General features: G+C 35.5%; 26 protein-coding genes. 7 read left to right on the plus strand and 19 right to left on the minus strand.

Going from position 1 to position 23,145, the window contains the following annotated elements; all coding sequences use genetic code 11:
• The first annotated feature begins 126 nt into the window (after window positions 1-126).
• Window positions 127-1,905: an arginine--tRNA ligase gene (gene argS / locus SK086_RS05685; RefSeq protein ID WP_324690380.1), complete on the plus strand. Its 1,779-nt coding sequence runs from the start codon at window positions 127-129 to the stop codon at window positions 1,903-1,905.
• A gap of 11 nt (window positions 1,906-1,916) precedes the next feature.
• Window positions 1,917-2,357, plus strand: a complete 441-nt coding sequence (locus SK086_RS05690; RefSeq protein ID WP_324690382.1) for a hypothetical protein — start codon at window positions 1,917-1,919, stop codon at window positions 2,355-2,357.
• A gap of 34 nt (window positions 2,358-2,391) precedes the next feature.
• Here the strand turns inward: SK086_RS05690 and SK086_RS05695 are convergent, their stop codons facing one another.
• The 3 genes from SK086_RS05695 to SK086_RS05705 form a co-directional block, all read right to left on the minus strand.
• Window positions 2,392-4,815 carry a TonB-dependent receptor gene (locus SK086_RS05695; RefSeq protein WP_324690384.1) on the minus strand — a complete coding sequence of 808 codons (2,424 nt, stop codon included), beginning with the start codon at window positions 4,813-4,815 and terminating at the stop codon, window positions 2,392-2,394.
• Between the two features lie 88 nt (window positions 4,816-4,903).
• The gene (locus SK086_RS05700) at window positions 4,904-5,815 is read right to left on the minus strand and encodes a FecR family protein (protein WP_324690385.1); all 912 of its coding nucleotides are present in this window, start codon (window positions 5,813-5,815) and stop codon (window positions 4,904-4,906) included.
• Between the two features lie 46 nt (window positions 5,816-5,861).
• Window positions 5,862-6,383 carry an RNA polymerase sigma factor gene (locus SK086_RS05705; RefSeq protein WP_324690386.1) on the minus strand — a complete coding sequence of 174 codons (522 nt, stop codon included), beginning with the start codon at window positions 6,381-6,383 and terminating at the stop codon, window positions 5,862-5,864.
• A 121-nt stretch (window positions 6,384-6,504) separates the two neighbouring features.
• On the opposite strand from SK086_RS05705, the gene SK086_RS05710 reads away from it, so the two are divergent.
• The 4 genes from SK086_RS05710 (at window position 6,505) to SK086_RS05725 (ending at window position 10,668) form a co-directional block, all read left to right on the plus strand.
• Window positions 6,505-7,524: a hypothetical protein gene (locus tag SK086_RS05710; RefSeq protein ID WP_324690387.1), complete on the plus strand. Its 1,020-nt coding sequence runs from the start codon at window positions 6,505-6,507 to the stop codon at window positions 7,522-7,524.
• A gap of 204 nt (window positions 7,525-7,728) precedes the next feature.
• Window positions 7,729-8,190, plus strand: a complete 462-nt coding sequence (locus SK086_RS05715; RefSeq protein WP_290873196.1) for a hypothetical protein — start codon at window positions 7,729-7,731, stop codon at window positions 8,188-8,190.
• Window positions 8,191-8,315: 125 nt separating this feature from the next.
• On the plus strand, window positions 8,316-9,653 hold the full coding sequence (gene ffh / locus SK086_RS05720; protein WP_324690390.1) for a signal recognition particle protein: 1,338 nt from the start codon (window positions 8,316-8,318) through the stop codon (window positions 9,651-9,653).
• 127 nt (window positions 9,654-9,780) lie between these two features.
• The gene (locus tag SK086_RS05725; RefSeq protein ID WP_324690392.1) at window positions 9,781-10,668 is read left to right on the plus strand and encodes a bifunctional 5,10-methylenetetrahydrofolate dehydrogenase/5,10-methenyltetrahydrofolate cyclohydrolase; all 888 of its coding nucleotides are present in this window, start codon (window positions 9,781-9,783) and stop codon (window positions 10,666-10,668) included.
• A gap of 19 nt (window positions 10,669-10,687) precedes the next feature.
• On the opposite strand, the gene SK086_RS05730 is transcribed toward SK086_RS05725, so the two are convergent.
• The 3 genes from SK086_RS05730 to SK086_RS05740 all read right to left on the minus strand — a co-directional run bounded on the left by SK086_RS05730 (window position 10,688) and on the right by SK086_RS05740 (window position 12,471).
• Window positions 10,688-11,107: a DUF1456 family protein gene (locus tag SK086_RS05730; RefSeq protein ID WP_324690394.1), complete on the minus strand. Its 420-nt coding sequence runs from the start codon at window positions 11,105-11,107 to the stop codon at window positions 10,688-10,690.
• An 88-nt stretch (window positions 11,108-11,195) separates the two neighbouring features.
• Window positions 11,196-11,996: an alpha/beta hydrolase gene (locus SK086_RS05735; protein ID WP_324690396.1), complete on the minus strand. Its 801-nt coding sequence runs from the start codon at window positions 11,994-11,996 to the stop codon at window positions 11,196-11,198.
• Between the two features lie 4 nt (window positions 11,997-12,000).
• Window positions 12,001-12,471 carry a hypothetical protein gene (locus tag SK086_RS05740; protein WP_324690398.1) on the minus strand — a complete coding sequence of 157 codons (471 nt, stop codon included), beginning with the start codon at window positions 12,469-12,471 and terminating at the stop codon, window positions 12,001-12,003.
• A gap of 100 nt (window positions 12,472-12,571) precedes the next feature.
• On the opposite strand from SK086_RS05740, the gene SK086_RS05745 reads away from it, so the two are divergent.
• The gene (locus SK086_RS05745; RefSeq protein ID WP_324690446.1) at window positions 12,572-12,982 is read left to right on the plus strand and encodes a TerB family tellurite resistance protein; all 411 of its coding nucleotides are present in this window, start codon (window positions 12,572-12,574) and stop codon (window positions 12,980-12,982) included.
• Between the two features lie 48 nt (window positions 12,983-13,030).
• On the opposite strand, the gene SK086_RS05750 is transcribed toward SK086_RS05745, so the two are convergent.
• From SK086_RS05750 to SK086_RS05810, 13 genes are all read right to left on the minus strand, one after another.
• Entirely contained in the window at window positions 13,031-13,567 is a 537-nt protein-coding gene (locus tag SK086_RS05750) for a hypothetical protein (protein ID WP_324690400.1), read from the minus strand.
• 33 nt (window positions 13,568-13,600) lie between these two features.
• Entirely contained in the window at window positions 13,601-13,996 is a 396-nt protein-coding gene (locus tag SK086_RS05755) for a hypothetical protein (protein WP_324690402.1), read from the minus strand.
• A gap of 15 nt (window positions 13,997-14,011) precedes the next feature.
• The gene (locus tag SK086_RS05760; protein ID WP_324690404.1) at window positions 14,012-14,440 is read right to left on the minus strand and encodes a VOC family protein; all 429 of its coding nucleotides are present in this window, start codon (window positions 14,438-14,440) and stop codon (window positions 14,012-14,014) included.
• A 52-nt stretch (window positions 14,441-14,492) separates the two neighbouring features.
• Entirely contained in the window at window positions 14,493-14,969 is a 477-nt protein-coding gene (locus tag SK086_RS05765; protein WP_324690406.1) for a DinB family protein, read from the minus strand.
• 231 nt (window positions 14,970-15,200) lie between these two features.
• Complete coding sequence (locus SK086_RS05770) at window positions 15,201-15,683, minus strand: hypothetical protein (RefSeq protein WP_324690408.1); 483 nt, start codon at window positions 15,681-15,683, stop codon at window positions 15,201-15,203.
• Window positions 15,684-15,761: 78 nt separating this feature from the next.
• The gene (locus SK086_RS05775; RefSeq protein WP_324690409.1) at window positions 15,762-16,868 is read right to left on the minus strand and encodes a ligand-binding sensor domain-containing protein; all 1,107 of its coding nucleotides are present in this window, start codon (window positions 16,866-16,868) and stop codon (window positions 15,762-15,764) included.
• A gap of 638 nt (window positions 16,869-17,506) precedes the next feature.
• Window positions 17,507-18,151 carry a hypothetical protein gene (locus SK086_RS05780; RefSeq protein WP_324690410.1) on the minus strand — a complete coding sequence of 215 codons (645 nt, stop codon included), beginning with the start codon at window positions 18,149-18,151 and terminating at the stop codon, window positions 17,507-17,509.
• A gap of 150 nt (window positions 18,152-18,301) precedes the next feature.
• A complete protein-coding gene (locus tag SK086_RS05785; RefSeq protein WP_324690411.1) occupies window positions 18,302-18,769 on the minus strand; it encodes a GNAT family N-acetyltransferase in 468 nt (155 codons plus the stop codon).
• A gap of 194 nt (window positions 18,770-18,963) precedes the next feature.
• Window positions 18,964-19,410, minus strand: a complete 447-nt coding sequence (locus tag SK086_RS05790; RefSeq protein WP_290862972.1) for an SRPBCC family protein — start codon at window positions 19,408-19,410, stop codon at window positions 18,964-18,966.
• 218 nt (window positions 19,411-19,628) lie between these two features.
• On the minus strand, window positions 19,629-20,048 hold the full coding sequence (locus SK086_RS05795; protein WP_324690415.1) for a TolB-like translocation protein: 420 nt from the start codon (window positions 20,046-20,048) through the stop codon (window positions 19,629-19,631).
• Between the two features lie 185 nt (window positions 20,049-20,233).
• Window positions 20,234-20,674 carry a hypothetical protein gene (locus tag SK086_RS05800; protein WP_324690416.1) on the minus strand — a complete coding sequence of 147 codons (441 nt, stop codon included), beginning with the start codon at window positions 20,672-20,674 and terminating at the stop codon, window positions 20,234-20,236.
• A gap of 165 nt (window positions 20,675-20,839) precedes the next feature.
• Window positions 20,840-21,952, minus strand: a complete 1,113-nt coding sequence (locus tag SK086_RS05805; RefSeq protein WP_324690417.1) for a pyridoxal phosphate-dependent aminotransferase — start codon at window positions 21,950-21,952, stop codon at window positions 20,840-20,842.
• A gap of 184 nt (window positions 21,953-22,136) precedes the next feature.
• On the minus strand, window positions 22,137-22,964 hold the full coding sequence (locus SK086_RS05810) for a hypothetical protein (RefSeq protein ID WP_324690418.1): 828 nt from the start codon (window positions 22,962-22,964) through the stop codon (window positions 22,137-22,139).
• Window positions 22,965-23,145: the final 181 nt, after the last annotated feature.

The raw sequence follows: 23,145 nt of genomic DNA on the forward strand, positions 1-23,145 counted from the left end.
AAATTTAATTAATAATAAGTGATTATACTTACAAAAATATCTTTTTTAATCTACTTTTTATATTTAAATCATTGCCTCAGAAATTATTTTCTAATGTTTATCTTTGCCAACCTAAAATGAAATATTATGAAGCTTACTCAAATTTTAACCAATCACATTGAAACTGCTGTACAACAACTTTTCGGAATTGCCATCGAAAGGGTAGAATTTCAATTGACAAGGAAAGAGTTTGAGGGAGATATCACGATGGTGTTGTTTCCGTTGTTGAAACAAATCAAAGGCAATCCGGCAGAAATGGGCACAAAAATCGGGGATTACTTGGTTGCTAATGCTCCGGAAGTGGTGCGTTTTAATGTAGTTTCGGGTTTCTTAAACTTAGTAGTATCTGATAACTATTATTTGTCTTTTTTCAACCAAATTAAAAGCAACAATACTTTTGGTTTTGTCACACCTACTGCTACTGAAAAAGCTGTAATGGTGGAGTATTCTTCACCTAATACTAACAAACCATTGCATCTCGGACACGTGAGAAATAATTTGTTGGGTTACTCAGTTGCCGAAATCATTAAAGCTTCAGGAAAAAAAGTTTACAAAACTCAAATCATCAACGATAGAGGTATTCATATTTGTAAATCGATGTTGGCTTGGCAAAAATTCGGCGAAGGGCAAACGCCTGAAACTACCCAATTAAAAGGCGATAAGTTGGTTGGGAATTTTTATGTAAAATTCGATCAAGAATACAAAGCTCAAATCCATGAATTAATCGCTAAAGGGTTTTCAGAAGAGGATGCCAAAAAACAAGCGCCGATTATCCTAGAAGCTCAGGAAATGCTCCGCAAATGGGAAGCCGGTGACGCTGAAGTAGTAGCCCTATGGAAAAAAATGAACCAATGGGTTTACGACGGTTTTGCCGAAACCTATACCAATTTAGGTGTCGATTTCGACAGTTACTATTACGAAAGCAATACGTATTTGTTGGGCAAAGAAGTTGTGCAATTCGGTTTGGAAAAAGGCATATTCGAGAAAGATCCCGACGGTTCGGTTTGGATTGATTTAACAGCAGATGGCTTAGACCGAAAAATTGTATTGCGTTCCGACGGTACAGCCGTTTATATGACACAAGATATTGGTACAGCCATCCAACGCGTTAAAGATTTCCCTAATGTTGGCGGTATGGTTTACACGGTTGGAAATGAGCAAGATTACCACTTTAAAGTGTTGTTTTTGATTCTGAAAAAACTCGGTTTTGACTGGGCCGAAAACTTATACCATTTGTCCTACGGTATGGTAGAATTGCCATCGGGGAAAATGAAATCTCGCGAAGGAACGGTTGTAGATGCCGATGATTTGATGACTGAAATGACCGAAACAGCAGGAAAAATTGCCACAGAACTGGGTAAGTTAGACGGTTATAGCGAGACCGAAAAAGCCCAACTTTTCAAAACGATCGGTTTGGGCGCTTTGAAATATTACATTTTAAAAGTTGACCCAAAAAAACAAATCCTTTTCAATCCGGAAGAATCGGTTGATTTTGCCGGAAATACCGGTCCGTTCATTCAATATACTTATGCTCGTATCCAATCGATACTTAGAAAAAGTGATTTTAGTTTGATGCAAGACATCACCGAAATAGTGTTGCACGAAAAAGAAAAGGAATTGCTAAAACAATTGGAATTATTCCCCGAAGTTATCCAAAATGCGGCTCACAACCACAGTCCGGCTTTAATTGCTAATTACACTTACGACTTGGTTAAGGAATACAATTCGTTTTACCAATCGGTATCTATTTTAGGCGAAACAGATTTGCTTACTAAAGTATTCCGAGTGCAACTTTCTCAAAAAGTGGGACAAACTATAAAATCATCGTTCAAACTTCTAGGAATAGATGTTCCGGAAAGAATGTAATACTTATTTATATGAAAATAAAATCTATCTTATTATTGGCATTGGTAATGGTTTTTGGTTCTTGTGACGAATCCATCGATGTTCCTTTATTAAATGAAGCTAAAGTCATTGATTCGATGACTTCAGGTACATGGAAAATAAGTCAGTTTACCTATCAAAACAATCTGAAAACATCGGATTATAATGGTATAGTTTTCGACTTTGACGCTATAACGGTGTCATTATCCAATACAGGAACTACTCCGGTAGCAGGAAGTTGGGGTGTAGTTGATGAAGGTTTTGATGGCGATCCGGTATTGGTTGTTAACTTGGCTTTAACCAGTGTTGAGCCTAGGTTCACTAACATTTCAGACGATTGGTATGTTATTGAAAGTACCGCAACTAAGCTACGCTTAAAAGACGAAAACTTGGAAACAGGGACAATTGATTATCTTACCTTTCAAAAACTATAATCTTAAAAAAGCGGTTGAGGTTTCAATCGCTTTTTTAAAATGTAAATTTAACATTCAAGTTCGGCGTCATTTCAAGCGAGTAGGTGTCTACACTTTCCACCGAATTGTCCGTAGTGTTCACTCTGTAAAATCGGTTAATACTGTTTCGAGTATTTAATAAGTTCATAATCGAAGCCGATGTTTGTAAACGGGTCGTAGCGCCCAAACGCCATTCTTTTGAAGCTGAAAAATTAACCTGAAAATAGTCTTTTAATTTTTCGTTGTTTGGCGCATTGTAAACAATAGTCGGATTGGCTTCTGTAACGGTGAAAGTGGTAGGCGTGGTGATTGGCCTTCCGGTATGCCATTTGGCGCCTAATGCCAGTTTGACCTTTTTCCACTCATACATTGCAGCCCAAGAAACGGCATGTGTCACTTCGAAGTTGTTGGGGAAAGAAGTGCTGTTGAGTGTTTTAAAATCGTACTTATTGTCGTTATAAGCATAACTCAACCAAGTATAAAAACGGTTGAATGATTTTTGAATTAAAAATTCACTTCCTAAAACTTGGTAGTCGCCGATGGCTCTTTCCAACTCAAATTGATTCATAAAACCTTGACTACTGCTGGTGATTCCGGTAATTTTTTTATAAAAATTATCTATAGTAATCAACCAATTGTTCTTTTTAAAGCTGAGGCCAACCGACAACTGATTGCTCTTTTGAACCGGTATACTTTGGTCGTTGGCTAGTGTCCAGCGTCGTTTTTCAACTCCTAAAAAGTCCTGTTGTAAATCTATTATTTGTGACAATGTTTGGCTTTTTTGCTCTCCCAAGATTTCCAAGCGCCAATGGTTTCCCAACGCCTGACTGAACTGCAATCTCGGTTCGGCCAAAAACAGTCCGAATTTATCAAAATAATTGGCTCTAAGTCCGCCTCGAATGAAGGTTTTTTTACTTTCGGTTTCATACACACCTTCGGCAATTCCGGCGTGCGAAATAAGGACATTAGTTATGGTTCGAGAGAAGAGCGGTAAATTGATCTCGTCAAAATTGGTTACGCCTATTTCATTGAGTTGGTATCCTGTATTGATGGTGAACTGATCGTTTATTCGGTTGGTGTTTCTAATTTGAAACCCATAATCCATTACTTTATTTTTTTGTGCTAAAATTTGATTGCTCTCCAAAGTTTGGTTCGTCGAATTTAAGTCGTAAGCCGAAAAATAAGCTTTAAACTCCGTGCTGTGATTCACATTCCAATTGGTTTTCCATTGCAAACTTCCGCCAAAACTTTCTTGTTCTAACGCGCTGTTTTTACTTAAAGTAGCGGTTGATTGGTCGAATTTCAATGTGTTTTCAATGGCTATTACATCGATATTGAATTGGTGTTTAGTACCGATTTTTTGTTCAAATTGAGCGGTAATATCGTAAAAGTAAAAGTCGACATTACTTTTGTAACCCACGATAGCATTGGTTGTTAAATCGGTGATTACCGTGTTTTGAAAGATGCGGTTACTATAGCTGCGATAGGTAGGCGATTGAAATATATCGGTTAGTGATCGTCTGGCTGAGAATGTAAAATTGGAGTTGTCTGAGATTTTAATTTTTGAATAAAATTCAGCGCTAATCATATTAGAACTCAAACTGGCATTGGTGTTTTCAGTATTGCCGGCTTGTGATGAAATGTCGATCAAACTCGATACGCTTTCGCCAAAAAAAGCAGAACTTCCGTTCTTACTGATTGTAATATTTTGGGCTAGCGACGGATTAAAAGCCGAAATCAATCCGAAAAAATGCCCGGTTTGAAACATGCGAATGCCATTCCATAAAAATAAATTCTGATCGTGAGTACCGCCGCGAACATTGATGTTGGAGATGGTTTCATCAATGCTGATGATACCCGGAATTTGTTGCATGGTTTGCAATACATCAGGCTCGATTAAGCCCGGTAACAATCCGAATTTCTTGGGTTTGATGACTATAGTGCCGTCATTTTTTTTGCTGATTCCAGTAGTTAAATAGCGATGTGTTATTACTTCGTCTAAACTTTGCAAGATAGGCTGCAGTCGGAATTTCGGACAATCAGGAACATTCAATTCTTCCGGTGAAATGGAGAAGGTTTGGTAGCCTTGGTGTTGGATTTGGATTTTTTCTGAAGATATTTTCGGAATCGTAAAATGACCATTAGCCTCGGTAAATGTGGTGAAGTCTGTTTTTTCTATCTTGATTAGTGCATTTTCAATTCCTTTTCCTGAAACGGCATCAATCAGGAATCCGCACAAGGGTTTGTCGACTTTCTTATCATCATAAATAGTGAAATATTTTTCGCTGATGCGCTTAAATTGTAGTCGCGTGATGCGTTTGAGGTAGTTTATTTTTTCTTCTAAAGACCAATTTTTATCCGGCGGTGTTAAGGCATATACCACAATTTCGTCTTCAATGTAGCTGAAACGAACTTGGTGGTCTTTGCTTATCAGACCCAAAATATTTTTCAATGGAATCTCCTTCCTGTCTTTTTGAGCGATACCCAACAAAGAAAAGAGGCAAAAAAAGAGTAAAAAAATGCATCTTTTATAGAGCATCCAAGCTTTCTAAAATGTATTTATTGCTATCGACTTTAATAGGTTTTAAATGGTAAGTTGTGGCTAATATCTCCAAAGAAATATTAATATCTTTCGCAGGAATAATCCCGGTGAACAGTTGATTGTTATTAGCTGCTTTGAGCTCTAATGTAACATTAAAATGTCTTTCTATTTCACCTACAATCGCTTTTAAATCTTCTTGATAGAAGGCCAATTCATGTGAAAGCCACTCCGGATTTTGTGCTGTACTTTCCGGTAATGTTATCATCTTGCCATCTTCAAAAGACACGCTCATTCCTTTGGTGATGACAATTTCAGTTTGGTTATAGTTTACTTTAACTCTTCCTTCGTAACAAGTAACATCAAAACGATTGTCGCGTTGTTTTACGTTGAACTGTGTTCCTAAAACTGTTACTTTTCCTAAAGCAGTATTCACTTCGAATTTTTTTCCTTTGGCTACTTTAAAATAAGCTTCTCCTTCCAAATCCAGTGTTCTGTTGCTCTCCCAATTCCATTTTTTATACTGAATTTCAGAACCGGAATTTAATACTACTTCAGAATTGTCAGGTAAAAAGAAGTTTTTCTGATTTCCATTTTCGGCAAATTCTGTAGCAGCGGAAAAGTTATTGTAGGTAAAAAATAATCCTAAACTAATTACCAATACCGCAGCTACTCTAAACAGCCAGTGTTGGGTGAATGAAATTGTTTTTACTTCTTTCTTCGGACTGTTTAAAACTGTAGTCAATATTGCAGCTTCGTCAAAGGCAGGTGCTTCTAACGATGAAGAGTGTTTTTTGATTTTTTCGTACAACGCATAGTCAGGTTGGGCTTGGAATTCTTTCAATTCCGCCTCGGTCATTTCTCCGCTGAGCCATTTTGCTAATGGGTAATTTTCTTCCATGATTTTATAGCATTTCGATACTAAAACATATTGATTTTATCAAACCCTACTTAAAGTGGTCGAATTCTTTTCGCAATTCTACCAAAGCCAAGTGGATCCTTTTTTCAACAGCTTTCACCGAAATTTCGAGTTCTGCTGCAATTTCTGCATATTTTTTTCCGTCTATGCGGTGCATCAAAAAGGCCACTCGTTGTGTTTCGTTTAGGTTTTGAATGGCGTTGTTTAATTTGGTTTTAAATTGATCTTCTTCGAGTATAAATTCGGGATTCTCATTTGTCAATTCACTTTTCCCCGAGTTTTTAGCGTAATTCAACACTACTTTTTGGTGGGCAATTACATTCAACGAAGCGTTATTGGCAATTGTATATATGTAAGACTTTGCTTTTTCCACAGGAACATCCGCACAGTTTTGCCATAACTTAATAAAGGCATCTTGTGTAATGTCTTCCGCTTGGTCTTCATTGCCAAACTTATAGAATAAGTAATTCCTCAACGCTTTGGCGTGGCTTTTAAAAAAGGTCGAAAAAACGGCTTCTTTACAAATACCTGAAATTTCCTCTGTTGACATAAATGGGCTTACTTGAACTTGGGTAAAAATAATTATTTTTTTTGACTAAAGTAGGGTATTTTTGAAATCTAATGTTTTACTTTCAAAGTCAGATTAATTCACAACAATTATGAACGTTTTTTTGAGATCCATCCTTATTATTTCAATTCTCTTTTTCGGCAGTTGTCAGAAAGAAGAAGAAACGGTAGTACAGGATACCACACAAAGTTTTGAAAGAAGCGCTCCTATTGCAGGATTGCTTATCAGAACGTCGCAAAATCCGACTTCTTTAGACAATGTTCTAGACAGCAGCAGTTGTTTTAGTGTGCAGTTACCGGTAACTGTAATAGTGAACGGGAATCAAATCACGGTTGCTGATGCGTCCGATTACCAATTGGTTCAAGATGCCATTGACGCTTACTCCAATGATGATGATTTAGTCAATTTTGTGTATCCGATTACGATTCGTTTTCAAAATTTTCAAACGCAAGTGTTAACAGACGCTGATGATTTGGAGGATGTTTTGGATTCGTGTGACGATGATGATGGTTTTGATGAAATTGATTGTATCAGTTTGGTTTATCCTATTCAGATTAATATTTACGACAGTAATAATCAATTGGCCAATACTGTTACCATAACCAGTAACAGCGGTTTGTTTAATTTCTTGAATAACCTGAGCAGCAATATTTACGTAGCCATTAATTATCCTATTTCGGCTGTTGATTCTTACGGGCAAACTGTGACAATTAATTCCAATAGCGAATTGGAAAATTTTATAGACGAAGCCATAGACGATTGTGATGACGACAACTCAGGTGGTTCCGGAAGTTCTGCTTTGGCTTCCATTTTAACTTCGGGCACTTGGTTCATTCAGTATTGCTATTATGATGAAGAAGATGAAACGTATTATTATGAAGATTTTGATTTCGATTTCAATACTGATGAAACAGTAACGGCTGTTAAAAATAACCAAACTATAAACGGCGAATGGGAATTGGAAACCGAGGCAACCTACCAAAAGTTGGACTTGCACTTTGATGGTTCTCAATTGGGATATATCGAAACCGAATGGAAAGTAATCGAATTTAACACCACTATTATTCGTCTAAAAAAACAACATAGTGACAGAACCGATTATCTGACCTTCAAGAAAAATTAAGCGTTAATTAAGTTTTATATGAAAATATTTCACAGAAAATTTTTAGAAAACGCCCCACAAATTAATAACCCGCTAGTACCACAAGAAAAAATTAAACCCAATTATATTATCAATCAATTGATAATATGGATACTCATTTTTTCAGTCATCTTTTTTATGGTACAATTTTTAAAATGGAATACTAACTTTAACTAAAAAAAGAACATGAAAAAAGTAATTTTAATCCCAATGTTATTTTGCCTATTTATGCTTAATGTAGCATCAATGTGCAGCTCAGACGATAATTCGTCTTCCTCTCAAGATCCTACACCGGTAATTAATGCGGCAACACAAGGTACTTGGAGAGTAACCAGTTATGTTGATTCCGGAACAGATGAAACCAATCACTTCACCGGTTATAACTTTACTTTTAGCAACGGAGGTGTTTTAACCGCTACTAATGGATCAAATACGGTTACCGGGACATGGTCTGTTTTGAACGATGATAGTAACGACGATAGCCCGAGTAACGATTTGGATTTCAATATCGGTTTCACGGCTCCGGCTAATTTTGCCGACTTGACCGACGACTGGGATATCGTAACCTATTCCGATACAACTATTTCTTTAATAGATATTAGTGGTGGTAACGGTGGAACAGACACTTTAGTCTTTACCAAAAATTAAACTTCGATTTTTATTTAAAATACTACAGAAGCCATCCTTAAAAAGGATGGTTTTTTTATTTCTACTGTGCTGAAAGTTCGAAATCAAATTCTTAAATTTGCACTTCATAAAAACAAACCCACATTATGTTCAATAATTTAAGTGATAAATTAGATAAAGCATTACACATCCTCAAAGGGCATGGGAAGATTACGGAAGTCAATGTAGCGGAAACCCTTAAAGAAGTACGTCGCGCCTTGTTGGATGCCGACGTGAATTTTAAAATTGCCAAAGATTTTACCACTAAAGTTAAAGACAAAGCCTTAGGCGAAAACGTATTGACAACTTTACAGCCGGGCCAATTAATGGTGAAAATCGTTAAAGACGAGTTGACCGAATTAATGGGCGGCGATGCTACTGGTATCAACTTATCCGGAACACCTTCAGTAATCTTGATGTCGGGTTTACAAGGTTCAGGTAAAACCACTTTCTCCGGAAAATTAGCCAATTATCTGAAAACCAAAAAAGGAAAGAAACCGCTTTTAGTGGCTTGTGATATTTACCGACCGGCCGCTATCAATCAGTTGCACGTGGTTGGTGACCAAATCGGGGTGGAAGTTTATTCCGAACCTGAAAATAAAAATGCCGTTCAAATTGCGCAAAATGCGTTGCAGTACGCCAAATCTAAAGGCTACAATGTAGTGATAGTAGATACTGCCGGACGTTTGGCTATCGATGAAGAAATGATGAACGAAATTGCCAATGTGCATTCGGCCATCAAACCTCACGAAACTTTGTTTGTGGTCGATTCCATGACCGGTCAAGATGCTGTTAATACGGCTAAAGCCTTCAACGATCGTTTGGATTTTGACGGTGTTATTTTAACCAAATTAGACGGTGATACGCGTGGTGGTGCTGCCATTTCTATTAAATCGGTGGTGAATAAACCGATTAAGTTCATCGGTACCGGTGAAAAGATGGAAGCCATCGATGTTTTCTATCCTTCCCGTATGGCCGATCGTATTTTGGGAATGGGAGACGTGGTTTCCTTGGTAGAAAGAGCGCAAGAGCAATACGATGAAGAAGAAGCCCGAAAATTGCAAAAGAAAATTGCCAAGAACGAATTTGGATTTGACGATTTCTTGGTGCAAATCCAACAAGTGAAAAAAATGGGTAACATGAAAGACTTGGTTGGAATGATACCCGGTGCCGGAAAAGCATTGAAAGATGTGGAGATAGAAGACGATGCTTTCAAACACATAGAAGCCATCATCCATTCGATGACACCACAAGAAAGAACCAAACCAGCCATTATTGATATGAAACGCAAAACCCGTATTGCCAAAGGATCGGGGACGAAAGTCGAGCAAGTGAACCAATTGCTGAAGCAGTTTGACCAAATGAGCAAAATGATGAAAATGATGCAAGGCGGTGGCGGGAAAAACTTGATGCGCATGATGGGCGGCATGAAAGGAATGAGATAAATCAGTTAAGGTTTAAAATTTCGAGTGTGAAATTTTGAACCTTAATTTTTTTAATAGATTACAACTAACTACTATGTTTTAGGTTTAAACAACTTTAAACCCGAAACTTTAACCCGAAACAACAACTATGGAATTATTAGACGGAAAAAAAACAGCAGCCGACATCAAAACGGAAATCACCGCTGAAGTCAACAAGATGAAAGCCAACAAAGAGAAAGTTCCTCATTTGGCGGCCATTATTGTAGGGAATGATGGTGCGAGTTTGACTTATGTTGGCAGTAAAGTAAAGGCCTGTGAATTGGTGGGATTTGAGTCGACTTTAATCAAAATGCCAAGCACTACATCGGAAACCGAATTGCTAAAGAAAATTATCGAACTCAACGAAAATGATGACATAGATGGCTTTATTGTGCAGTTGCCGTTACCTAAACAAATTGATACGCAAAGAGTGTTAATGGCCATCGATCCCAGTAAAGATGTAGATGGTTTTCATCCGGAGAATTTCGGTAAAATGGCTTTAGATATGAGTACATTTATTCCGGCTACACCGTTTGGAATTTTAGAATTGCTCGAACGTTATAATGTTGAGACCAAAGGAAAACACACTGTGGTTATCGGTAGAAGCCATATCGTTGGTCGCCCAATGAGTATTTTGATGGGCAGAAAAGGATTTCCCGGGAATTCTACCGTTACCTTGACCCATAGTTACACCAAAAACATAGCGCAAATCACAACGCAAGCCGATATCATCATTACGGCCTTGGGCGTTCCGAATTATTTAAAAGCAGAGATGATTAAAGACGATGCGGTGGTTATTGATGTGGGTATTACCCGCGTTCCGGATGAGACTGATCCCAGAGGTTACAAAATTACCGGTGATGTCGACTTTGAAAATGTGTCTAAGAAAGCTTCTTTTATTACGCCTGTTCCCGGAGGTGTCGGACCAATGACCATTGCCATGTTGCTGAAAAATACCTTATTAGCCAGAGAACAGAAGCGTTTATTGCTGGAATAAAAAAATCCTGAGTGTATGCTCAGGATTTTTTGTTTTTACCATTCTTATATTGGACTTTTTCAACCACTTGTATTTTGGGGGTTGCCTTTTTTTCTTTAGGGTTAAAAGGCTTTTTCTTTACGGATATTTTGGGTTTTATTTCCGTTTTTGGCTTTTCAGTGGTTTTATTTTTTACCGCTGTTTGGTTTTGCTTGATGACATCCATAGCATTTTTCGGATTTTCTTTCGTACCGCGAAGATGAATGACTAAGCCATTCAAAAAATTTCGCAATACCTGATCGCCGCATTCCACGTATTTGGGATGGTCGGCATTTCTGAAAAAGTTACCGATTTCACCTTTCGACATGCGAAAATCGACTAACTTTAAAATGTCTTCTATTTGGTCGTCTCGCAATTGTAAAGCGACACGGAGTTTTTTGAAAATATCGTTGTTGTTCATTTTTTTTAGTGGCTGAGTCACTGAGTAGCTAAGTGACTAAGTTTTTAATGGTTTTTTATTGTGAATAGGCGCTCGCTTACTCGGTTTATTAGAAGAGCCAAAGGTACGCCTTTTTAAAACTTTCACGCCATAATTTTTCGTTGTGTTGTCCACCTTTGACAATTACTTTCTTGTTCTTTTTTTTGCACTCACAACGTTTGGTGTTTACCCAATACTCTATTTTTTCCAAATCGGTAATTACATCGGCATCGCCTTCGTTGTCTCCGCACAGAAAATAAACTTTTGTGTCAAACTTTTCGGTTTGATTTAAAAGCTCGTTCATTTCTTTTCGGCCAAACCAGAAAGCAGGTGAGAAACAACCGATTTTACCGAATACCTCAGGGTATTTAACAGCGGCGTAAAAGCTTACCAAACCACCCAAAGAGCTTCCAATCATAGCGGTGTTTTTCGCGTTGGTTTTGGTGCGATAAGTAGCATCGATCTTAGGTTTTAAGGAATTGACAATAAAGTCCAAGTAAGCATTAGCTTGGCCACCACCGTATTTTTCGTGTTTAAAGGGCGTTAGTTCGTCTATGCGTTTTTCACCACCGTGTTCAATTCCGATAACGATGACTTTGGCATTTAAACTGTCCAGCGTTTCATCTACATTCCATTCACCCACATAAGAAGTTTGGCTGTCAAATAAGTTTTGGGCATCATGCATGTAAATGACCGGGTATTTTTGAGCAGACGTTTCGTAACCCTTTGGCAGGTAAACCCAAATTTTTTTGGTGGTTTTAAGTTCAGGTGATGCAATAGAAAAAGTGGAAACATTTTTACCGGCCGTACTTTCTTGACCGAATGTGAAGCTTTGAATCAAGCAGCATAACAATAATACAAATGTTTTCAAGAGATTAATTGTTGGATTCAGTGGCTTTTTCAGTTTCTTTCTTTTTCTTTTTATCGTCTTTTTTCTTTGGCTTTTCTGTTTTCAAAGCCATGTACTTTTCTTTTTGATCGGCATTGAGATAGCTCAAAACCGTTTTTTCTGTGTTTTCCTGTATGGCTTTCATTTGATTGTTTTTGTCTTCGTCACTAAACTCTTTTTTGAGTAAAATATCAACTTCTTTGTAGCTTTTCAGGATTTCGTTTTTGATGGCAATGTATTGCAGATCGTCTAATTTCAAATCTTCTTTTAAACGAAGCATTTGTTTTTCGATTTGTTGGTTTCTGCTATCTTCAATTTCTTTGGGAGTGGGTTGTTTTGGCCCTTGTTGGTTGGTTGGTGTGGCACCAATTCTTCGGTCAAGACCATTATAGTATTGGCCAAAAGTATTCGCCGACGCCAATAAAAACAATATAATCAGTGTTTTAAGGTATTTCATGATTTTTATTTTAAAGTGTAAAAGTAACAAAAACTAAGTCGTCCTGCATCACAATAAATTACTAAGGTTTTATAAAAATTTTTATTTTAGCCAAAAACTTATCCGGAACATGAACAAATATGAAGAAAAATTAGCCCTATTAGCCGAAATGATTTCTTTTTCCGTGGTGGACGGTCGTTTGCATGAAAGAGAGTATTTATTCTTATCAATGATAGCGGAAGAGTTGCAAATCAGCCAAGATGACTTTAAAGGTTTATTTCACGAGGAAAATTATCCCAAAGTAATCAAATCGGAGTTTGAACGGATTCAGCAATTTTATCGTTTGGCTTTATTGATGCACTGCGACGGCGTTTTGCACGAAAGAGAGCAAATCAAGATTCATGAAATCGGTATCAATATGGGCTTGAATCCGCATGCCATAAAGCGGGTGTTGAAAGCGATGGAAGTTTCACCGACCAAAATGATATCGGCTGAATTTTTATTGGAAATTTTTCAAGAGCAGCTTAATTAGTTGGTTTTTTTAATTTTCTGAAAAAAATGTGACTTTTATGCCTTCGTTTTAGTATTGCGACAGATTTTTATCTACTTCAGGCAACAGCGCTATGCCAAATATGGTTCTGTTTGTACGGTTTTTAAATTCTCGCAGTAAAGCTACCAGGGTTTCTTTATCCCAATCAGAATAGTTGTTGATGTAATAATATTTGTCATTGGAATATATCTCAAGGTATATTTTATCGCTTTTCTCTTTTTGTTTCAGCTCTATAGAGGTCTCTTTTATTAGCAAAACATCTTTGAACTTCTTATTGAAATCCTGTCCTAATACTTGAAATTTGTCATCAAAAATACGGACTTCAGTTACCACCGTTCTGATGTCTCGAACATGATAGTAAAGGCCTACTAAAAAACAAACTGCTATAAAAATGTAGCAATAGAATTTATTGTTTTCCGAATAACGTTCGTTTGAATAAATTCGGAAGGCCAAAAAAGCCAATAGTAGTACAATCGGGGTGATTTTTTTTAAAAATCGTGACCAAAATGAAATTTGTTTCCCTATAAAAGTAATGGTTTCGGGCTGTTGTTTTTCGGAAGTTTTCATGGCTGTTAGTGTATTGTTTTATTTTGACGAATTTTATTTTTTTCGTTGTAACAGCATCGTTCCGAACTCGAGTTTGAAAGTCAGATTTTCCGCGTCGAGTACAACAATTTCAGCATCTTCATCAATGCCATCGGTCGCAATATCTCTTTTTTGAGAAAGTGTTTTTCCGTCTTCAGAAAGGCTGTAAACGCCGGTAATAGTAAAGGCATTTGCACCGGATTTAGTTGAGGTAAATTTGCCGTTAGTGTCAAAACAAACTTCGGTATTTTGCGCTTCTTTGATAATCTCTTTCGAAAATTCATCCGGGTTGACAAATTCAAATGTTTTAAAGGTCCAACAACCGATTATTTTTTCAGCGTTGCTTTTTTGTGCGTTTGCGTTGTGAAAGCAGCATAAAATCAGGAATACAATTATCCAGCTTCTTTTCATAAATAATAACATTTTTTAGAGGTTAGCGCTATTGAATTCTATCATCCATTCTATGCCGTATTTGTCGCGGAACATGCCGAAGTACGTTCCCCATGGGCTATCAGCGATAGGCATCTCAACTTGACCTCCTTCGGAAAGACCATAAAATAGTTTTTCGGCTTCTGTTTTGCTTTGGGTGCTGACTGAAATTTTGCTTCTGTTTTCATTTTCGTTTGTTTTGCCTAAAATCTCAGGAACATCATTGGCCAATAATTCGTTAGGTCCAATAGGTAAGGCGATGAGCATTATTTTCTCTGCTTCGTGTTCCGGTACGGGAAATTCCGGACTCGACAAGTCTTTAAAGCGCATAAGTTTCGTAAAATTCCCTCCAAATACAGATTGGTAAAAAAGAAAGGCTTCTTCTGCGTTTCCGTTAAAGTTGATGTGTGGATTGATGAGTGCCATAATTTGATTTTTTAGTAATCCTGCTGTTATTGTACAATAGGTTGTAAGAGATTTAGATTTTTGATTCTTGTATCATTTTATTAATTAGAGAAACTTGTCCCAAATGATAATAGCTGTGTTCTATTACGCCTTCAATATTTCGGAGTAAAGTGCCGTATTTTTCATCAATAAACGGTTCGTCGAAATGCGCATCATTCATTTGTGCTACTGTTGCAACAAATTTTTCAGCATTGGTTAAAAATTCGGTTACCATTTGGTCCCATTCTGAGGCTGATTGTATGGGTGGTAAGTCGAAGCTGTACTTGTCGCTGATTTCCAATTTTCCTTTTTCGAATGCACTTAGAAGTCCGGCCAAATAATAATTAATATGAAAGGTGAGTGCTGCTATAGTATTCAGAGTTCCGATTTTCTGAGTAGCTTCTTCCCAAGTAATACTTTGGATTTGTTTTTTGTAATTGGTATTGGCAATCCAATAGCCATCCAGTAAAACTTCTCTGAGTCGGTCGGCAAGGGTTTCGTTCCGTTTCATTTTCTATGTATTTAGACTGTAAAAACTTGTTTTAGACTTTTTCGATTTTCTTTGATGATTGCTACTGCTAGCCTGATTAATCGCTTTTTTTTGTTTTGTTACTACAACAAACATATTGCTAAGGTAGTATTTTTTGAGAAAAGTGATTAGAAGGTTAGAAGAGAATCAATGGAACAATTCCGGGTAATGACTTTTTACCGTTGGTACTTTGTTGTTCGTTGATTTTATCAGCTAGTGGCCATCATCAACAGTTTTTTTGTTTGAATAAATGAATTCTTGTTTGGGTTTTCCGTTTTTCAATAATTCATTTTTGTTTTCCATAGCCATAAAAAGAATTTTTTTATCAATGGTTGTGTAACTTTTGAAATTCAATTCATTGTTAAAATTTACCTCTTTCCCTGCTTTTTTAAGTGTTTTAAGTTGTTTTTGAATGTTGTCAATATTTGTATTTTCACTGGATGAGAATTTAACTTCAATGATTTTTCCGTTTTCAGTGGTTATGCTTAAGTTGGAAACCTCTCCGATAGCCTCTGAGAGTTTTATGGAGTTGCAATAGTATTCATCCGGCATGGTGTTTCTCAAGGCAGCGAATTTTTCATGTGATGATAAATCAGATCCGATGTCAAATCCACCAAAACCATTTATTTCTTTTTGAGATTCTTGACATGAGATTAAGGCCAACAGAACCATTAGCAGATAGCATTTTTTCATCATTGATGTCTTATTAAAAATGAGTTTTTGATTAAAATTTCTAGCGTGTTATTCCATACCTACTGTTTGCGTATTGGTAGTTTAAAATTGCTTTTCAAAAGTATTTCCGTTAAACCTATAGACACTTCCATCTGCCATGCCGAACCATAATTCACTGTTTTTATCTTCATAAATTGATAGGACGAAATCATTAGTCAATCCGTCTTTTATAGTGTAATTTTCTAAATTATGACCATCATATTTCCAAATTCCGGCATCCCTGTCTCCAAACCAAATGTTTCCTTTGTTATCTTCAGCAATGGTAAAAACATGTTCTAATGTACCTTTAGGAGATTTTTCTCCATTTCGTTTACTGTTGGGATGAATCAAACGTTGCTTGCTTGAGAAGTTTATAATTGAATCACCTTCCTTAAGCAATACGCCAATTCCGTTATTTCCAATCCAAAGTCTGCCTTTAGAATCTTCTAAAATACTTCGTATGTGTAAAGGTTCAATTTTTCTGTCATAACCCAATGTTTCATCATTCATAATCGTAAAATTACTCCCGTTATAGCCGAAGACACCTGCGTAGGTGCCAAACCATATCCTGTTATTTTTGCCTATTGAAATATCAGTTACAGCAAATAAATTATCATAGGGGTTGAGCAGTTTTTGGGGCGGAAAATCTAAATAATGTAATCGTTGTCCATCGTATCTGTACACTCCGGCTTTATTTCCGGCTTCAAACCACAAGTCTGTGTCAGATTTCATCCATTTATTTGTCATAGACTCATTGTCTTGATTTGGTAAAACATTTGGATAATTCTCTTTGCTTGATTTGGTGTGGTTTGTAATTCTTGAACCATCGTAACTGCTAACCCCGGTTTGTGTGTTGAACCAAATATGGCCTTCTTTATCCTCTTGAATAGAATGGATTTGGTTGTCAGTTAGCCCATCATTGACAGTGAAGTATTTGAATGATTTGCCATTGTAAACAGCTACTCCCTCTTGAAGACTTCCAAACCAATAATTGCCTTTGCTGTCCTGAAAGACAGCACGAATTCCTGAAGTAAATTTTAAGGTATCTGTTTCTGAAGTCTTTTTTGATTCAGACTTATATACTTCTTTTTCGGTTGATTTCTTTTCAACGCAAGAAAAGTTAAAAGTCAATATAAATAGTAAGTAAATCAATTTTATTTTTTTGTTCATTACGAGGTTTTCTAATATGACGCCTAACGTTTCGCGGCTAGTGGCATTTGCGAAGCCAACGAACTTAGTACTGTTTGCTGGGATAAAGTTTTACGTGAAAAAAGAAGTACAACTCAAGAAAACCAACCATAGCGACGAACAGCTGTTGTATGCTGTAGATTGATTTTACTTAAGACTAAATCATATAAAAAATGCAAAATAGCACAAGCCCCAAATTAAAATGAAAAGTGTTCCGGGCAAAACTTCAGTCTTCAACTTACTTTTAAATTCTTTTTTTATTAGAGCTAAGTAAAATACATAAAACACGAAAATCAGTGTCATTATAATTGGTATAAAAATTCTCATAATCAATGTATTAAAAGTTAACTCTGTAAAGGTCGAAAAAAAATATTATGAAAGAAAGAATAAACCATTTATAAATCATCACATTAATTATGAAAAGAATTGTGAGTCAAAAAGGGTTAAAGGTTTTATCAACGTTAACTAAGCCTATAGCATTTAACTTTTCGCGGCTAGTGGCATTTGCGAAGCCAACGAACTGCGTACTGTTGGTTAAGATAAAATTTTTACCTGAAAAAAGAAGTACAACTCATGAAAAACCAGCCATAGCGTATGACCACTGTTATTTGTTCGGTGTTTTAACAAGGAAACCACCAATGTATAAAATATAGTTTCCCACTTCTCATAAACATATTTATATGCCCATCAGAAACATTGTTTTCATCTTCTCTCAACTGAATGACTTGGAGATTTCCTTCTCCATGAACATCAATAGTTTTGATGTTCTTAATTGCGTTTGGGAAGAGTTTTTTTAGATCATTTATGGTTGTAGATGAATTTAGCTTCTTTCCTCTGTAAGTAATGAAATTATTTTTGGTGAATCTGAATTCATCAACAGCAACTTTTTCTTTGTTGTTTTCATATCGCGAACCATCTTTGTAAAGATACTTATCGTCTATATCTTTACTTCCATCTTCATTTTCAAAAATATATGAACATGGTTCTAATTCCGACATTAATTTAATACTGTCAGCTTTCCCAAGTACGTTTACAAATTCGGTTAAAGAGAAATATCTTTTAAACTTACCATTAAAAAGAATGTCTTCTTCTTTCATTACTTCATTTTGATCAATTTTTATTTCCGGACTATCATCTTTAATTTTATTGTTATTACCTGTTTTGTCAATCTTTTCAGAACCATTCAATTTTTCAACTGTTTTCGAATCATTCTTATTACAAGATATGCAAAAGCAAAAGATTAATATAATTGATAATGTTCTCATTTGGATAGGTTTTTTACACTGAGGCATAACGTTTCGCTGCTATCTGACTGTGGCGTTTCCGGCGAATTGCGTACTGTTTGCTAAGATAATGGTTTTGCGTGAAAAACTGAGTAGAAGCCAAGAAAATCCAGCAAGTGACACTAACCACTTTCAGCTGATGTTTTTATTATCAATTTGTAATTCCATTATTGGTAAATATCTATCTTTTATTGAACTTTCAAGTTTCCCAATTGTTTCAAAACCAAAAGTTTTATAAAAAATTTCGGCATTTGGTTCTGCGTCAAGAGTTATTTTGTCAATATCCAATTGTTTGGTTTTTTTTAGAAAGTCGTTCATTAATATCTTACCAAATCCTTTTCCGATAAATTCTGGAAGAATGAAAATATTATCAAGTTTTATAGTTTTTTCGTCAGTAAAGAAGTATGAATAATATCCGATAATTTCATTGTTTTGGACAAGTTTATATACTTTATTTTTTGCAATATAGTCTTTTGTAACAGTCAATAGATGTTCCCATTCTTTCAAAATATCTTCCGAAAATCCCCAATAGGCTTTTGATTTTTTTGTAATAGATGTCAGTGTCTCATGGTCTTCAATGTCTGCCTTTAGTATTTCCATTTTTTAGAGTCAGTTAAATCTATTTTTAAGTTTCACTTGATTTTCGATGTCGCTCGGATAAAATAATAGCTAACGTTTCGCGGCTAGTAGCTTTTGAGAATCTAACGATCAGCTTACTGTGTACTAAGTTATAATATTTTCGTGAAAAATGAAGTAGAGGCTAATAAATTCCGGACATTGCGACGAGACCGCGGTTAACGGCTGGCATTCTTTATGTTTTTAATTTCTCTTTCCAACCTATCGAAATTTTCTTCGTTTTTAGGCTCTACAAACTTTCGCATTTTCTCACATTCTTCAACGGTTTCAAAAATCATTTTAAATGATATTTGTGTCTTATTTTCATCCAATTTTTCAAATGCTATTTCCATATCAAATAACGGTTGGGATTTTCGCGTCCAGCTTACGATTTTATTTGGTATAACAGTTTGGAATACAGATGAATTTTCATAGTTTCCTTTTTCTGGTCCATGCATGGTAAGCTTCCAATTTCCGCCAGATTTGAGATCAAACTCGTGAATTGTGTTTGTAAAACCTTCTGGTCCCCACCAATTTTTTAAATGCTTTGGATTTTCAAAAGCTTGATATACGATTTCTACCGGTGAATTTAGAATTCTAGAGCTTAAGATTTCATGACTATTCATTGAAGCAATTTTTGGTTTAAGTGGTTTCGTTTATGTTTGCCGTTAACGTTTCCTTGCTAAAGCTTGTGGTGGCTTATGGAAAGCTTTTTTCCATAACCGCCCGAGCGAAATTATGAAAAGTAATCGAAAAAATCTACCGAAAAACTAGCCATGAGTTTTAGCAAGTGTTGTGTGTCGTTCTTCTTTTTCTTTTATTTAGAATTTACTGTTAGGCATTTCTATTTTACATCACCAATTAATATAACGTCTGAATTACTTGGTGAAATTACAGCTTGAAGATTACTTCCATCTAAATTACATGAAAATACTTTATTTGTAGGAGTTGAACCAGAGCTGTCATTTGCAACAAACAAAACTTTTTGTCCATCTGGAGAAAATTTTACATATGCATTTGAATTGGCATTTTGATACATTACGCCAGTTGGTAATGTCAATGGGATTTGAGTAGGGTTAGTTCCATCAAGGTTGCAATACCAAATTGTATATCCATTGACTGAGTCGTATTGACTGTATAATATTTTACTCTGTACTATTGTAGCTGTCGATTCATTGTCACTGTTTGAGCAACTTATTTGAAATAAAATTCCAGCTAATGCAAATACGCATACATAAAAAGTGGTTTTGAATAAATTTCTCATAATATGTAAAATTTTGTTTAGTTACAGGTTTTCTATAATGACACACAACGTTTCGCCGCTAACCGACTGTTGCTAAGCCAGCGAACTGCGTACTGTCTGCTAAGATAAAAGTTATTGCGTGAAAATATAAGTACAGCTCAAGAAAAACCAGCTATAGCTTACAACCGCTGTTAGCAACAGGCTTTTTATTTAATAGATTTTTCAAAACTTTTAGAGCTATTGCTTATCCACAAATCATTTTCATTATATGAGTAATCTGCACCTTCAACAAAGCATACATCAAAAACATTGATAAAGTCCTGATAGTTTGTGGTTTTATTAAATTTAAACCGGATAACTTTTGTTGTGTCATTCAATTTCATCATTAGATGAACATTATTCTTGTATTTTTCGAAAGTTATTTTGTCTATTTTGTCATTTCCGGTAAACTCAAAATTATGAAGTTTTTTTCTCTTTAAAATGTCTGCAATAGTCGAATTAAAATGTCCATTTTTCTGTTGTGCTTCCATGTAAACTGAACACTCTTGACAAAAGGCAAACTTTGGTGCAGAATAGAAAATTACCAATGTAAGCACAATAATCAATATTGTTGAAAAGATGCTTATTTGTAGAACTAGTTGTTTCATTTTGCAGAGTTTCTCAAAGCTTGTTGCTAACGTTTCGCGGCTAGTGGCTTTTGCGAATCCAACGAACTGCGTACTGTCTGCTAAGGTAAAACTTTTCACGTGAAAATAGAAGTACAGCTCAAGAAAAACCAGCCATAGCTACTAAATCGCAGTTAGTGGCAGTTTTTATTGTATTGCTTTAATAAATTTTTCCATTTCGCTCAATTTACCTATTGTAATCCTTGTCCACTTACCTTGTTCTTCATATATTCTTCCTCCTTGAATTTTATTGTCTTCTAATTGCTTGAAATAGTCTTTGTTGTATTTTGCAAGTGAAAAATAGATAAAATTTGTATTAGAAGAAACGCACTCACAATTTAATTTTTTGAGTTCGCTGATAGTATATTGTTTTACGTTTTCATTTAGTAAGTAGCAATTTGAAACAAATTTATCATCTTTCAACGAAGCTATAGCAGCAAGTTTTGATAATACACTGACACTATTATTTGTATTGGATTGCAAATTTGCCAAATTATCAATTATTGTTTTGTTCGCAATTGCATATCCAATGCGTGCTCCTGCCAAACCATATATTTTGGAAAATGTTTTGACGATAATAATATTTTTGTGGTCATTTACGAGATTACTCAGAGATTGCTGTTTAGTAAACTCTAAATAGGCTTCATCGATTAATATAATTGTATTTTGTTGAATGGTGGTTACAAATTCAATCAATGCTTCTCTTTCACAAATTGTTCCTGTTGGATTGTTTGGATTACAGATATAAACAAGCTTTGTATTTTGATTTACAGCTTCTAACATAGCTTGCAAATTAATTTTTTTGTCGGTTGTAAGCGGTACTCTATTTTTCGTTAAACCTAAATTATCTAATGTAACTGTCCAATAATCATAGCTTGGGTCTGCAATTACATAATTTCCTTTTTCTAGTGATACAAATTTTGCAACCAAATCTAAAATTTCAGTTGAACCAGCACCCAATAATATGTTTTCGTCTTTAACACTGTTTTTCAAAGCAATAGCAGAAATTATTTTTGCTTCGATATCCCAGTTGTATCTGTTGCTAATATTCACATTTTCAGTAAATGCTTTTCTTGCTAATGGAGATGGACCATAAGGATTTTCATTTGAGCGTAAAAAAATTAAGTTAGTATCATTCTCAAAACTATTAATTGATTTATCTGATACAAGAGGAGAAGCAAATGAATTGAAGTTTGTAAGTCCAATACCAGCTACTCCGATTCCAATTTTTTTCAGCCAATGTCTTCTGTTCGTCTCCATATTTTCCTTTTCTTTAAATAGTCTTTTGAAAAAATAGTTTGTTACAACTGCAGAGTTTTAAAATTGCCACTAACGTTTCGTGGCTAGTGGCTTTTTGCGAAGCCAGCGAACTGCGCACTGTCTGCTAAGATAATAGTTTTACGTGAAAAATAGGAGTGGAGCCAAGAAAATCCAGCAAGAGTTACTAACCGCTGTTGGCGGTAGTTTTGTATTCTTTCGGCAAATTTATTCCATATACTTTATTCATATACCAAAGCGGTGGCAAACCAACACTTTCTCTTCTTTTGTCAACGTTTTCAATATCTATTATAGGCCATTCTTTATATTGACTCCAATACATTCCATAGAGTTGTTTTCCGTACTTTTGTATGGATTTTTCGTCTTCAAATCTTGCCCAAAAATCTTTGCGTATTTTTCCTTCTCTTATTTGTTGGTCAATGTATGGTTTAAAAAATGACCACACATTATTGTTTTCGCCATAGGTACCTCTTTGATGCCATAATATTATCCATCCTTTTTCCTGCCAGCCGTATTCTTTAGTTATTTCGATTAAACGGTTTATATTCTTCTCATCTGTCTCTAACATACTATTGCCATTATTCCTAACTTCTTGGTCTTTTCTGAACAAGGTTTCAATTTCCTCATAAATTTCAGGATGAGACAAATTCTTAAAGAATGTTTTCTGATATTCTTCGTAATTATTTGAGATTGTTTCAAACAGTTTTCTTGAACGAAATGAATTAAACTCTTCGAAATTCAAGAAGTAATTTTTAGATGCATTTATTAGTTCAATTGACTCAATTATTAATTTCTCTGCTTCACTATCATTATTTAAGTTAAGAGCCGCGGCTGCTGCATAAAAATGATCATCTTCAGAATCGTTTGGTAAAATTTTAAAAGCCTGTTTGAAATTATTAAGAGAACTTTTATAATCTTTAGTTTTATATTGAATCATAGCTTTCCATACCAGTTCGTCATACTTTTCAAAGTTTGATTGATTTTGGCTATGCATTGTTAGGAATGCGAACAGAAATAAAATATGATGTTTAAGATTCATGTCCTGAAAAATTACTGGTAACGTTTCGCGGCTTCGCGACTGTTGCGATTCCAGCGAATTGCGTACTGTCTGCTAAGATAGAGTTTTTTCGTGAAGAAAAAACGCCAAGTTAACTAAGCAACCAGCAATAGCGGTT

The sequence above is a fragment of the Flavobacterium cheonhonense genome, assembly GCF_035671315.1.
GTDB classification, from domain to species: Bacteria; Bacteroidota; Bacteroidia; order Flavobacteriales; family Flavobacteriaceae; genus Flavobacterium; species Flavobacterium cheonhonense.